The 11,808-nt window shown below is 67.2% G+C and carries 14 protein-coding genes; 9 read left to right on the forward strand and 5 right to left on the reverse strand.

What is annotated here, in order from left to right; translation table 11 throughout:
* Positions 1–21: 21 nt before the first annotated feature.
* Both FB547_RS09360 and FB547_RS09365 read right to left on the reverse strand, forming a co-directional pair.
* A complete protein-coding gene (locus FB547_RS09360; RefSeq protein WP_145741557.1) occupies positions 22–468 on the reverse strand; it encodes an NINE protein in 447 nt (148 codons plus the stop codon).
* Positions 465–989, reverse strand: coding sequence for a GNAT family N-acetyltransferase (locus FB547_RS09365; protein ID WP_145741559.1), 525 nt, complete (start codon positions 987–989; stop codon positions 465–467). The genes FB547_RS09360 and FB547_RS09365 overlap by 4 nt, the downstream gene beginning before the upstream one ends.
* Before the next feature lie 183 nt (positions 990–1,172).
* Here FB547_RS09365 and rpsP point away from each other — a divergent pair, with 183 nt between their 5' ends.
* The 7 genes from rpsP to hisC all read left to right on the forward strand — a co-directional run bounded on the left by rpsP (position 1,173) and on the right by hisC (position 6,291).
* Positions 1,173–1,436, forward strand: a complete 264-nt coding sequence (gene rpsP / locus FB547_RS09370; protein ID WP_007831311.1) for a 30S ribosomal protein S16 — start codon at positions 1,173–1,175, stop codon at positions 1,434–1,436.
* Positions 1,437–1,452: 16 nt separating this feature from the next.
* Positions 1,453–2,007, forward strand: coding sequence for a ribosome maturation factor RimM (gene rimM / locus FB547_RS09375; RefSeq protein ID WP_145741560.1), 555 nt, complete (start codon positions 1,453–1,455; stop codon positions 2,005–2,007).
* 16 nt (positions 2,008–2,023) lie between these two features.
* Positions 2,024–2,770: a tRNA (guanosine(37)-N1)-methyltransferase TrmD gene (gene trmD, locus FB547_RS09380; protein WP_145741561.1), complete on the forward strand. Its 747-nt coding sequence runs from the start codon at positions 2,024–2,026 to the stop codon at positions 2,768–2,770.
* A gap of 110 nt (positions 2,771–2,880) precedes the next feature.
* Positions 2,881–3,264, forward strand: coding sequence for a 50S ribosomal protein L19 (gene rplS / locus FB547_RS09385; protein WP_018903298.1), 384 nt, complete (start codon positions 2,881–2,883; stop codon positions 3,262–3,264).
* A gap of 148 nt (positions 3,265–3,412) precedes the next feature.
* Positions 3,413–4,132 (forward strand): CoA pyrophosphatase, encoded by a 720-nt coding sequence (locus tag FB547_RS09390; protein ID WP_145741562.1) that lies wholly within the window; start codon positions 3,413–3,415, stop codon positions 4,130–4,132.
* A gap of 48 nt (positions 4,133–4,180) precedes the next feature.
* Entirely contained in the window at positions 4,181–5,182 is a 1,002-nt protein-coding gene (locus FB547_RS09395) for a CobD/CbiB family protein (RefSeq protein ID WP_145741563.1), read from the forward strand.
* A 20-nt stretch (positions 5,183–5,202) separates the two neighbouring features.
* Positions 5,203–6,291: a histidinol-phosphate transaminase gene (gene hisC, locus FB547_RS09400; RefSeq protein WP_145741565.1), complete on the forward strand. Its 1,089-nt coding sequence runs from the start codon at positions 5,203–5,205 to the stop codon at positions 6,289–6,291.
* Here hisC and rsgA read toward each other — a convergent pair.
* The 3 genes from rsgA to FB547_RS09415 are packed head-to-tail and all read right to left on the reverse strand — an operon-like array spanning position 6,285 to position 8,901.
* The gene (gene rsgA / locus FB547_RS09405) at positions 6,285–7,241 is read right to left on the reverse strand and encodes a ribosome small subunit-dependent GTPase A (protein ID WP_025569485.1); all 957 of its coding nucleotides are present in this window, start codon (positions 7,239–7,241) and stop codon (positions 6,285–6,287) included. The two genes, hisC and rsgA, sit on opposite strands and share 7 nt — an antisense overlap.
* Before the next feature lie 15 nt (positions 7,242–7,256).
* The gene (locus tag FB547_RS09410; protein ID WP_025569483.1) at positions 7,257–7,607 is read right to left on the reverse strand and encodes a 4a-hydroxytetrahydrobiopterin dehydratase; all 351 of its coding nucleotides are present in this window, start codon (positions 7,605–7,607) and stop codon (positions 7,257–7,259) included.
* A gap of 28 nt (positions 7,608–7,635) precedes the next feature.
* Positions 7,636–8,901: a M48 family metallopeptidase gene (locus tag FB547_RS09415; RefSeq protein ID WP_145741567.1), complete on the reverse strand. Its 1,266-nt coding sequence runs from the start codon at positions 8,899–8,901 to the stop codon at positions 7,636–7,638.
* A 58-nt stretch (positions 8,902–8,959) separates the two neighbouring features.
* On the opposite strand from FB547_RS09415, the gene orn reads away from it, so the two are divergent.
* Together orn and FB547_RS09425 are read left to right on the forward strand one after the other, a co-directional pair.
* A complete protein-coding gene (gene orn / locus FB547_RS09420) occupies positions 8,960–9,556 on the forward strand; it encodes an oligoribonuclease (RefSeq protein ID WP_012746626.1) in 597 nt (198 codons plus the stop codon).
* Between the two features lie 233 nt (positions 9,557–9,789).
* The gene (locus tag FB547_RS09425; protein ID WP_186454132.1) at positions 9,790–11,703 is read left to right on the forward strand and encodes a DEAD/DEAH box helicase; all 1,914 of its coding nucleotides are present in this window, start codon (positions 9,790–9,792) and stop codon (positions 11,701–11,703) included.
* The last annotated feature ends 105 nt before the right edge of the window (positions 11,704–11,808 follow it).

Here is an 11,808-nt window from a genome sequence, read left to right on the forward strand (position 1 = left end):
TCCGGCGCGCGCAGCGGCCAGCTACTGCGAAATCTTCCGGCCTTCCTCGACCTGGTGTTCGAAGTAGCGCTGGAAGCTGAACACGATGCTGGCCATCAGCACCGTGGTGCCGAACAGGAGCGCCAGCACCACGGCGCCGATCGTGGCCCAGTTCGTGCGGCCCGGCGCGGCGTCCGAAGGCGCGCTGCCGTTGAATCGGGCATTCCACTTCTCGGGCGTCATGAGGCCGTAGACGATGGCCGTCAGCGCGCATCCCGCGATGGTGAAGCCCAGCAGCGGAATCAGCACCCAGCTCCAGCCGTCGTCCAGGCCGTACATGCGCGCGCGCTCGATGCCGTACAGGCCCAGCGCCGTGGGAATGGGCAGCAGCCAGCCGAGCCAGTCGCCCATGCCGCGAAGGTAGAAGCGGTGCAGGCCCAGCGGGCCGCCCAGGAAGGAGAGCCAGGCGGCAATGGTCTTGTTTTTCATTCGGGTTGGGTGGTGCTGCCTTCGCCCAGCACTTTTTCCATCAGGACCACGTCGCGCCATTGGCCGAACTTCCAGCCGCAGTCCTTGAGCACGCCCACGTGCGTGAAGCCCTGGCTGCGGTGCACGCCGACCGAGCCGGCATTGGCCGAATCGCCGATGACGGCGATCAGCTTGCGCACGCCCGCCGCTTCGGCGGCCTGCGAGAGGGCGGCCAGCAGCCGGGCGCCCAGGCCCTTGCCGCGTGCGGCTTCGGAGATGTAGATCGAGTCTTCGGCCGAAAAGCGGTAGGCCGGGCGGGGCTTGAACCAGTTGCAGTAGGCAAAACCCAACACCTCGCCGTTTTCTTCGGCCACGAGGTAGGGCAGGCTCTTGCCAAGAACGTCGGCACGCCGCGCGGCCATGTCCTCGGCCGAGGGAGGCTCGGTCTCGAAGGTGCCGGTGCCGTTGAGCACGTGGTGGGCGTAGATGGCCGTGACGGCCGCGATGTCTTCGTCGCGGCTGGAGCGGATGGTGAGGGTCATGCAGGTGGCAAACGGGATGCGGCAAGCGCGGAAATTCGGAGAAAACGCAGGTCGGGCTATAATCGCAGGCTTTTCAGCGTGTCGCTGGCCGGGTGGCCATGTCGCGTGTCTCGACGTTGAAAGAACACTGTGAGCGGGCCTCTTGTCAAAAAACGGGCTTGCTGCACCACCCAAGGATAAATCATGGTCGTCATTCGACTTTCCCGCGGCGGCTCCAAAGGCCGTCCGTTCTTCAACATCGTCGTGTCGGACAAGCGCGTTCGCCGCGATGGCCGTTTCATCGAGCGCCTGGGTTTCTACAACCCGACCGCCAAGGAAAACGAAGAAAGCATCCGTATTGCCCAGGACCGCCTGGCCTACTGGAAGAGCGTCGGCGCACAAGCTTCGCCCACGGTCCTGCGCCTGATCAAGCAAGCCGCTGCAGCGGCTCCCAAGGCGGCGGCTTAAGCCGTCCGGCACGCCAATGCTGCCCGCACTCGAAGCCGCCGAATTGCCGGCGGATGCGGTCGAGGTAGGGCGCATCGCCGATGCATGGGGCATCAAGGGCTGGTTCAAGGTCCTGCCCCACAGCGCCCAGCCCGAGGCGCTTTTTTCTTCCAAGCGCTGGTTCCTGCAGGCTCCCGGAGCCTCGGCAACCGCAGCTTTCCGGCTCGCGATCCGCGAAGCCAAGGAACATTCCGACTGCATCGTCGCCTCGTCCGAGGACGTGCCCGACCGCAATGCGGCCGAGGCGCTTCGCGGCGCGCGCGTGTTCGTGCCGCGCTCGAGCTTTCCGACGGCCGGCGACGACGAGTACTACTGGGTCGACCTGATCGGCCTGTCGGTGGTCAACCGCGAAGGCGTGGCGCTCGGCACGGTGCGCGAACTGCTCGCCACCGGTCCGCAGACCACGCTGGTGCTCGCGGCCGAGGAAGACGGCAAGGCCATCGAACGCATGGTGCCCTTCGTCTCGGTCTTCGTCGACAAGGTCGACCTGGCCGGCCGCCTTATCACGGTCGACTGGCAACCCGATTTCTGATCTGGGGCTTGCGCGCATGCGCTTCGACGTCCTCACGCTGTTTCCCGAGCTGTTCGCGCCCTTCATGGCCAGTGGCGTGACGCGCCGCGCCTACGAGTCGAAGCAGGTCGAGGTCGTGCTCTGGAACCCGCGCGACTTCGCGCAGGGCAACTACAAGCGCGTCGATGACCGGCCCTTTGGCGGTGGCCCCGGCATGGTGATGATGGCTGAGCCGCTGTCGGCCTGCCTTGACGCGGCGCTGGCCGCGCGCGGTTCCCAGGCGCCGGTCGTGCTGTTCTCCCCGATCGGCCAAACCTTGCGCCACGAAGCGGTCGAGCGCTGGTCGGCCAGCGAAGGCGCGGTGCTGGTCTGCGGCCGCTACGAAGGCATCGACCAGCGCTTCATCGACACGCGCGTGACGCACCAGATCAGCCTCGGCGACTTCGTTCTCTCGGGCGGCGAGATCGCGGCCATGGCCCTGCTCGATGCCGTGGCGCGGTTGCAGCCCGGCGTGCTGGGCGACGAGGCCAGCCACGTGCAGGACAGCTTCAATCCTTCGCTCGACGGCCTGCTCGACTGCCCGCACTACACCCGGCCGGAGCAATGGAACGGGCAGGGCGTGCCGGCCCCGCTGCTGTCGGGGCACCACGTGCAGATCGAGCGCTGGCGCCGCGACCAGCGCCTGGCCATCACCGCCGCCCGGCGGCCCGACCTGATTGCCGCCGCACGCGCCGCCGGTCGCCTGAGCAAGGCCGATGAGGCGGTCCTGAAAAAAAAGCTATAATCTTCGGTTCCCCGATCCTCTGCCCGGCCGCGCCTGGCTTTTATTGCGTTCAGCAATAGATCCGAAGGCGCCTTTTGTGTAGCGCGAGCACGATCGAATATCAGGAAATCATGAACCTCATCGAAACCCTCGAGCAGGAAGAAATCGCCCGCCTCGGCAAGAAGATCCCCGATTTCATGCCCGGTGACACGGTCATCGTCAGCGTGAGCGTCGTCGAAGGCACCCGCAAGCGCGTGCAGGCCTACGAAGGCGTCGTGATCGCCAAGCGCAATCGCGGCCTCAACAGCGGCTTCACGGTGCGCAAGATCTCCAGCGGCGAAGGCGTGGAGCGTACGTTCCAGACCTACAGCCCGCTGATCGCCGGCATCGAAGTCAAGCGCCGCGGCGATGTCCGCCGCGCCAAGCTGTACTACCTGCGCGAGCGCAGCGGCCGTTCGGCACGCATCAAGGAAAAGCTGCCGGGCAAGTCGCAAGCAGCATCGGCCGCCAAGTAAGCTGCCTTTTCCTGCCGTGCAAAAAGCCGCCGCTCTGGCGGCTTTTTGCGTTGTGCGCCGTGCACGCTTCTTGCAAAAAGACAGCGCGGCCCTTTTACGCTCTACTCTTTCACTGAAACTCTCTCACTTGACCCACTCCACCGCCCCCATGCAATTCGCTCCCGTCGAACCCGTCAATGCCGTGGTGCCGCCCACGCTGCTGCCGTTCGACCCGCGCGAGGCGCCTGTGGTCGACGGCCCCGACGGCCTGCCGGCCGTGGCCACCGCGCAGTTGACCACCGAGGCCCTGCGCAGGCGCTTTGCCGCGCCGCCCGAGTGGACGCCCGAATTGCGGCGCGAGCCGCGCCTGACCGACCGTGTCCCGGCGCAGGCGGCCGTGCTGGTGCCCATCGTGCAGCGCCCGCAAGGCGCTACCGTGCTGCTGACCGAACGCACGGCGCATTTGTCCAATCATTCGGGGCAGGTGGCGTTTCCGGGCGGGCGCGTCGACCCCGAGGACGCCAACATCGCGGCGGCCGCACTGCGCGAGGCCTGGGAAGAAGTGGGACTCTCGGCCCAGTACATCGAAGTGCTTGGCAGCCTTCCGACCTACACCACCATCACCTCGTTCATCGTGACGCCCGTGGTCGCGCTGGTGAAGCCCGAATTCGAGCTCACCATCAACCCCTACGAAGTGGCGCTGGCCTTCGAGGTGCCGCTGGCCTGGCTCATGGACCCGGCCAACCATCGCCGCCATACCGTGCCCGCGCCCGACGGCACCCGCCGCGAGTGGTATTCGATGCCCTACCAGGACGGCACCGAAGAGCGCTTCGTCTGGGGCGCCACCGCGGGCATGCTGCGCAATCTCTATCGCTTCCTCAGCGCCTGACTTCGCCCCGGGGCGAGTCGCGGCAGGCGCCCTCGCTATCATCGAAGGATGAGCTTCTTTGCCATCCTGTGTGCGTTGCTGATCGAGCAGGTGAGGCCGCTCGCCTCCCACAACCCGGTGTACGGCGGCGTGCTGGCCTGGACGCGCTGGACCAGCCGCAATTTCGACGCAGGCAAGCCGCACCACGGATGGGTTGCATGGGGCCTTGCGGTGCTCATGCCCACGCTGATGACGCTGGGCATCCACCTGCTGCTGGTGTTCACGCTGGGGTTGCCGTTCGCGGTGCTCTGGAGCATTGCGGTGCTCTACGTCACGCTCGGCTTCCGGCAGTTCAGCCACCATTTCACGGACATCCGCGATGCGCTCGACGAAGGCGACGAGCCGCTCGCGCGCTCGCTGCTGGCGCACTGGCAGGGCGTCGATGCGGCCGAGCTGCCGCGCAGCGAAATCGTGCGCCACGTGATCGAGCATTCGGTGATTGCGGCGCACCGCCATGTATTCGGCGTGCTGGCCTGGTTCTCGGTGCTGGCCGCGCTCGGCTTGGGGCCGGCCGGTGCGGTGTTCTATCGCATGAGTGAATTCGTCTCGCGCTACTGGCTCCACAAGAATGGCGCGGCGGTGCAGCCCTCGAGCGTCTCGGTGCAGCGGGCCGCGGAGCGCGCGTGGCACGCGATCGACTGGCTGCCCGCGCGCATCACCGCACTGGGCTTTGCCGTGGTCGGCAGCTTCGAAGAGGCGATCGACTGCTGGCGCAACGACGCGCGGCGCTTTCCGAGCGAGAACGACGGCGTAATCCTCGCGGCGACCTCTGGCGCCGTCAATGTGCGCCTGGGCGGCGGCGCGCTGAGTCCGATCCCGGTCACCGATCCGCTGCCGCGCGCGCAGGCCGGCGATTCGATGGCCGATGGCCGCCGCCTCGACAGCGGCAGCACGCCGGGCCGCGAGCCCGAGCCCGGCCACCTGCGCAGCGTGGTGGGCCTGGTGTGGCGCTCGGTGGTGATGTGGATGGTGCTGCTGGCCCTGCTCACGCTGGCCCGCCTGCTCGGCTGAGCGGCGGTCCCCCAGAAATCATGACCACCCCCGCACCGGCCTTCTGGAGCCCGCGCATCGCCGCGCTCGAACCCTATGTGCCCGGCGAGCAGCCGCGCATCGCCAACCTCGTCAAGCTCAACACCAACGAGAACCCGTACCCGCCGTCGCCGCGGGCCATCGACGCCATCCAGCAGGCCGCAGCGAATGGCCTGGAGCGCTATCCGGACCCCGCCTCGCTCGCGCTGCGCGAAGCGGTGGCGCGGCAGGCCGGCCTGCTGGATGGCCAGGTCTTTGCGGGCAACGGCTCGGACGAGGTGCTGGCGCACGCCTTCTTCGCCTTCTTCCAGCAGGCCGGGCCGCTGCTGATGCCCGATGTGAGCTACAGCTTCTACCGGGTCTATGCGCAGCTCTACGGCATCGGCTGCGAGCTGCTGCCGGTCGACGAAGGCCTGCGCATCGACGTCGATGCCATGGCAGCCCGCGCCCGCAGCGGCTGCGCAGGCCTGGTGATCGCCAACCCGAATGCGCCCACGGGCATCGGGCTGCCGCTCGCGCGCATCGAGCAGCTGCTCGCGGCCTGCCCCGAGCGCGTGGTGCTGGTCGACGAGGCGTACGTCGATTTCGGCGGCGAGAGCGCGCTGCCGCTCGTCGGCAAATATCCGAACCTGCTGGTGGTGCAGACCTTGTCCAAGTCGCGCTCGCTGGCCGGCCTGCGGGTCGGTTTTGCCTGCGGGCAGGCGCACTTGATCGAGGCACTGGTGCGCGTCAAGGACAGCTTCAACTCCTATCCGCTCGACCGGCTTGCCACGGCCGGTGCGGTGGCCGCGCTCGAAGACGAGGCCTGGTTCCAGACCACGCGCGACAAGGTCGTCGATACCCGCGAAGGCCTCAGCCTGCAGCTCGAAGACCTGGGCTTCGAAGTGCTGCCTTCGCAAGCCAACTTCGTGTTCGCGCGCCATCCGGAGCGCGACGCCGCCGAGCTGGCGGCGCTGCTGCGCGAGCGCGCGGTGCTGGTGCGGCACTTCAGGCAGCCGCGCATCGCGCAGTACCTGCGCATCAGCATCGGCACGCGGGAGCAGTGCGGGGCACTGGTGCAGGCGCTCGAATCGATCCTGGGCGTTCAGTAGCGCGACTGACTGAGCTCGGCGAAGAGTTCGCCATAGATTTTGTAGCGCGTGGCGCTGATCGGCCCCGGCTTGCCGGGTGCGTCCACGTTCGCGATCACGCCGCAGCCCGGCTCGTGCAGGTGGGTGCAGTTGTAGAACTTGCAGTCGTTCGCATGCGCGGCAATGTCGGGCATCAGGCCCGCGAGCTGCATCGGCGCGATGTGATTGAGGCCGAATTCCTGGAAGCCCGGCGAATCGATCAGGCTGGTGGTGCGCGCCTCGTCCACCCAGTACCAGGTGGTGCTGGTGGTGGTGTGCTTGCCCGAATTCAGCGCCTGCGAGATTTCACCGGTCAACGCAGTGGCACCGGGCACCAGCAGGTTGATGAGCGTGCTCTTGCCGGCGCCCGAGGGCCCCAGCACCAGCGTACTCTTGCCCGCGAGCAGCTTCATGAGCGATGCGTAGTCGGCCTCGCCCGACGCCTTGAGCGAGAGCGGCAGCACGCCATGGTGCATGCGGCGGTAGGGCGCGAGCTTGTTCCATGCGCGCTCGAAGGGCTCGGCCAGGTCGCTCTTGTTGAGCGCGATGATCGGCGTGATGCGTTCGGCCTCGGCGGCAATGAGCGCGCGCGCGAGTTGATGCTCCGAGAACTCCGGCTCCGCCGCGATCAGGATCAGCACATGGTCGAGATTGGCCGCGAACGACTTGGTGCGGATTTCGTCCTGCCGATAGAAGAGGTTGCGCCTCGGCACGACTTCCTCGATGGTGCCTTCGTCTTCGCTGGCCTGCCAGCGCACGCGGTCGCCGACCACGGCCTGGCTCTTCTTGCCACGCGGATGGCAGATCAGCCGCTCGCCTGCGGGCGTTTCGACGAGGCAATGGCGGCCGTGGCTCGCGATCACCAGGCCGTCGTGAAGAATGCGCGCGGAGGTGCCGGCCCCCTTGGCGGGAGTGCGGCCCGGCTTAGCCAACGGCGGGTTTCCTCATCACGGTGCCGGACTGGCAGCGACCAGCGCATTGGCCTGGCGCGCGCATTCGAAGTCGGTGCTCGAAAGCCCGCCCACGTCGTGCGTGTTGAAGCGCACCACGCAGCGGTTGTAGTGCACCGACAGGTCCGGATGATGGTCCTGCGTGTGGGCAATGAAGGCCAGCGCGTTCACGAACGCGATGGTCTCGAAGTAGTCGGCGAAGCTGAAGGTCTTCTCGATTGCCACATTGGCACCGTCGCCGTCGAGCTTCCAGCCATCGAGCTTGGCGAGGCCGGAGACGATCTCGGTGGCGCTCAGTGCCTTGCGGGGGATGTTTTTCCAGTCTTTGGGCTTGAACATGCTGCTCATGGTCTGGGCTTTCCGGCAAATGTCTTCTTCAGGCCGCCGTCATGCGCGCGAGGCGCTCGGAGGCCGGGGGGTGGGAATAGTAGAACTTGACGAACACCGGGTCGGGCGTGAGCGTCGACGCGTTGTCCTGGTAGAGCTTGAGCAAGGCGGCCGACAGATCGGCACCGCTGGTTTGCGCCACCGCATAGGCATCGGCCTCGAACTCGTGCTTGCGCGACAGGCGTGCGGGCAGCGGCGCGACGAAGAAGCCGAACACCGGCACCGCGAGCATGAAGAGCAGCAGCGCGAGTGCATCGTTGGGCGCCGTTGCCGCCATGTTGGGCTGCACGCCGAGCCCCGTGTAGAACCAGGCCTGGGTCGACACCCAGCCCAGCAGTGCGAAGCCCGCCAGGCTCAGCGCGAACATCGCAACGAGGCGCTTCACGATGTGGCGGTGCTTGAAGTGGCCGAGTTCGTGCGCGAGCACGGCCTCGACTTCGGCCGCGTCGAGCTGGCGCAGCAGCGTGTCGTAGAACACCACGCGCTTGCTGGCCCCAAAGCCGGTGAAGTACGCATTGGCGTGGGCACTGCGGGTGCTGCCGTCCATCACGAACAGGCCCTTGGCGGCAAAGCCGCAGCGCTTCATGAGCGCCGTCACGCGTTCCTTGAGCGTGGGGTCGTCGAGCGGCTTGAACTTGTTGAACAGCGGCGCAATGAAGGTGGGATACACCAGCATCCCCAGCAGGTTGAAGCCCATCCACACGGCCCAGGCCCAGAGCCACCAGGTGGTGCCGGCCGCGCCCATGAGCCACAGGATCAGCGCCGCAATCGGCAGCCCGATCGCGGCGCCGAGCGCCGTCGACTTGAGCGTGTCGGCCAGCCAGAGGCGCAATGTCATCTTGTTGAAGCCGAAGCGCTCCTCGAGCCTGAAGGTCTGCCAGAGCGTGAAGGGCAGTTCGAGCAGGCCGCCGATGGCCGCAAAGGCTGCCAGCAGCGCCAACTGCTGCACCATGCCGCCGCCGAGCCAGGCCAGCAGCAGCCGGTTGAGCGCGTCGAGCCCGCCCAGCAGCGTCCAGCCCAGCAGCAGCGCGGTGCTCCACGCCATTTCGACGAGGCCGAAGCGCGCCTTGGCAATGGTGTAGTCGGCCGCCTTCTGGTGGGCGGCAAGGCTGATGGTGTGTTCGAAAGCCGCCGGCACCGCGCCGCGGTGCCGCGCCACGTGGCGCACCTGCCGCGAGGCGAGCCAGAACTTCACGAGCAGGCCCGCGACCAGTGCAACGGCGAAGGCAGTGGTGAAGATGAGCGAATAGGACATGACTGGCGAGTTTAGCCCTCGGGTCCGGCCGGCGCAGGCCTTCGACGACAATCCAGCCATGTCCGAATCCCTTGACCCCACGACCGTCGCAACCCTCCCTGTCCTCAAGAAAAGCGACCAGAACCTGGTCTGGCTCGACTGCGAAATGAGCGGCCTCGACCCCGAAAAAGAGCGCCTGCTCGAGATCGCCGTGGTCGTCACCGGCCCCGACCTCACCCCCCGCATCGACGGCCCCGTGCTGGTCATCCACCAGAGCGACGCGGTGCTCGACGCCATGGACGCCTGGAACAAGGGCACGCACGGGCGCAGCGGCCTGATCGACAAGGTGAAGGCCTCCACGCTGGACGAAGCCGCCGCCGAGCAGCAGCTGCTGGAATTCGTGGCCCGCTATGTTCCCAGGAGCGGCTCGCCCATGTGCGGCAACACCATCGGGCAGGACCGGCGCTTCCTGGTCAAGTTCATGCCCAAGCTGGAGGCGTACTTCCACTACCGCAACCTCGATGTCAGCACCTTGAAGGAGCTGGCCAAGCGCTGGAAGCCCTCCGCCTACAGTGCCTTCAAGAAGCAGCAGGCGCACACCGCGCTGGCCGACGTGCACGAGTCCATCGAGGAGCTCGCGCACTACAGGGAAACCTTTTTGAAATTGACGGATTAGGTAAAAACCCCGAGTCGTGCCATAATCGACGGCTTCGCTGATCTGGGGGATTTTCCGGTCAGCGTCTCTTGCATCTCCCTATCTTGCACACCGCGCCCGATCGCATCCGCTGATCAAAAAGGGCCGCAGCCTCCGGCGGAAGCCAGAAGTTGAATGTCGTTGGATGGTTGATGTTTTTAACCACCAACGGGGCGCCGCCCACGGCAGCGCTCGCGTTTGAGATTGATATCTACATGACCGACGCTTTTGAAGCGCAGGGCGAGTTCGCGCCTGTGCAATCCACCAACAACAACGAATTCATCGCCGCCCCGGACACCGTGTCCGAAGCGCCGATCCTCGAGGCGCTCGACGCCGCAGCGCCTGAAGCAGCCGTGGCCGAAGAAGCCCGCGTGCCCAATGGCTTCATCAAGCTCGGCCTCGCACCCGAACTGATCGCCGCCGTGGCCGACCTTGGCTTCACCCAGCCCACCACCGTGCAGGACAAGGTGATCCCGCTCGCGATGGGCGCTGAAGCCGGCCAGGACGGCAAGGCCCGCTTCGTCGACCTGATGGTCTCGAGCCAGACCGGCTCGGGCAAGACCGCCGCCTTCCTGCTGCCCGTGCTGCACACGCTGCTCAAGCGCCAGGCCGAGGCGGAAGCCGAAGCCAAGGCCGAATTCCAGCGCCTGGCGGCCGAAGCCGCTGCCCGCGGCGAAGCCGTGCCGAAGAAGCCCAAGCGCAAGGACCCGACCAACGCGCGCCATTTCAAGGCCGCCACACCCGGCGCCCTGATCCTCTGCCCGACGCGCGAACTCGCGCAGCAGGTGGCGCACGATGCCATCGAGCTGGTTCGCCATTGCCGCGGCCTGCGCGTGGCCAACGTGGTGGGCGGCATGCCCTACCAGCTGCAGATCGCCAAGCTGCAGAACGCCGACCTCGTGGTGGCGACGCCCGGCCGCCTGCTCGACCTGCAGCGCTCGCAGCAACTCAAGCTCGACCAGGTCAAGTTCCTGGTGGTCGACGAGGCTGACCGCATGCTCGACCTCGGCTTTGCCGACGACCTGGCCGAAGTCAACCAGCTCACCATCGAGCGCCAGCAGACCATGATGTTCAGCGCCACCTTCGCGCCGCGCATCCAGCAGCTGGCCCAGCGCGTGATGCGCGAGCCGCAGCGCATCACCATCGACAGCCCGCAGGAGAAGCACGCCAACATCAAGCAGTCGCTGTACTGGGCCGACAACAGCCAGCACAAGCGCAAGCTGCTCGACCACTGGCTGCGCGACACCAGCATCAACCAGGCCATCGTGTTCGCGAGCACGCAGGTCGAGTGCGACGGTCTCGCCAATGACCTGCAGCAAGAAGGCTTCAGTGCCGTCGCGCTGCACGGCGCCCTGAGCCAGGGCCTGCGCAACCGCCGCCTGATGGCGCTGCGCCAGGGCCAGGTGCAGATCCTGGTGGCCACCGACGTGGCCGCCCGCGGCATCGACGTGCCCACCATCACCCACGTCTTCAACTTCGGCCTGCCGATGAAGGCCGAGGACTACACCCACCGCATCGGCCGCACCGGCCGTGCAGGCCGCGACGGCCTGGCCATCACCTTTGCCGAGTTCCGCGATCGCCGCAAGATCATGGACATCGAGCAATACAGCCGCCAGCAGTTCAAGGCCGAAGTGGTGGCCGGCCTCGAGCCGCAGCAGCGCATGCCGCAATCGCGTCCGCCGATGGGCGAGTACCGCGGCGGCCGCGGCGACAACCAGTCGCGCGACCGCAAGTTCGGCAATGGCGGCGGCGGTGGTTACCGCGGCGGCAACAGCGGCGGCTACGCCGGTGCCAGCGGCTTCAACGACCGCAACGCACGCGGTCCGGCCGCACCGGGTCCGCGCGGCTTCCAGGGCGGCAACAACGCCGGCTTCGGCGGCGGCCGTGACGATGGCGGCAATGGCGGTGGCTACGGCCGCAAGCCGGGCTGGGGCGACAGCGCCCCGCGCGGCGGCCACGGCCAGGGTCACCACGGCGGTGGCCGCGGCGACGGCGGCTTCGCGCCCCGTGAAGGCTTTGCTCCGCGCGAAGGTTTCGCACCGCGCGGCAATGGCGCAGGCCATGGCGGCCCGGGCAAGGTGTTCGTGCCGCGCGACGCCCAAAAGCGTGCGTTCAAGCCCACGCGCTGATCCATTGCAGGGCGGCCAGCCGGCCGCTCGCCCCAAAGGAAAGCCCGCGCTTCGCAAGAAGCGCGGGCTTTTTTCATTGCGGGTTTCCGCGGGGAATATGGGCGC

Origin of the sequence: Variovorax beijingensis (assembly GCF_007828835.1) — a bacterium.
GTDB classification, from domain to species: Bacteria; Pseudomonadota; Gammaproteobacteria; order Burkholderiales; family Burkholderiaceae_C; genus Variovorax; species Variovorax beijingensis_A.

Coding starts and splice junctions, on each gene's coding strand:
- rimM (WP_145741560.1), top strand. CDS start 1,453: ATGCTGCCCGCACTCGAAGCCGCCGAATTGCCGGCGGATGCGGTCGAG.
- FB547_RS09425 (WP_186454132.1), top strand. CDS start 9,790: ATGACCGACGCTTTTGAAGCGCAGGGCGAGTTCGCGCCTGTGCAATCC.
- FB547_RS09360 (WP_145741557.1), bottom strand. CDS start 468: ATGAAAAACAAGACCATTGCCGCCTGGCTCTCCTTCCTGGGCGGCCCG.
- orn (WP_012746626.1), top strand. CDS start 8,960: ATGTCCGAATCCCTTGACCCCACGACCGTCGCAACCCTCCCTGTCCTC.
- FB547_RS09415 (WP_145741567.1), bottom strand. CDS start 8,901: ATGTCCTATTCGCTCATCTTCACCACTGCCTTCGCCGTTGCACTGGTC.
- hisC (WP_145741565.1), top strand. CDS start 5,203: ATGACCACCCCCGCACCGGCCTTCTGGAGCCCGCGCATCGCCGCGCTC.
- FB547_RS09390 (WP_145741562.1), top strand. CDS start 3,413: ATGCAATTCGCTCCCGTCGAACCCGTCAATGCCGTGGTGCCGCCCACG.
- rpsP (WP_007831311.1), top strand. CDS start 1,173: ATGGTCGTCATTCGACTTTCCCGCGGCGGCTCCAAAGGCCGTCCGTTC.
- FB547_RS09365 (WP_145741559.1), bottom strand. CDS start 989: ATGACCCTCACCATCCGCTCCAGCCGCGACGAAGACATCGCGGCCGTC.
- FB547_RS09395 (WP_145741563.1), top strand. CDS start 4,181: ATGAGCTTCTTTGCCATCCTGTGTGCGTTGCTGATCGAGCAGGTGAGG.
- rplS (WP_018903298.1), top strand. CDS start 2,881: ATGAACCTCATCGAAACCCTCGAGCAGGAAGAAATCGCCCGCCTCGGC.
- FB547_RS09410 (WP_025569483.1), bottom strand. CDS start 7,607: ATGAGCAGCATGTTCAAGCCCAAAGACTGGAAAAACATCCCCCGCAAG.
- trmD (WP_145741561.1), top strand. CDS start 2,024: ATGCGCTTCGACGTCCTCACGCTGTTTCCCGAGCTGTTCGCGCCCTTC.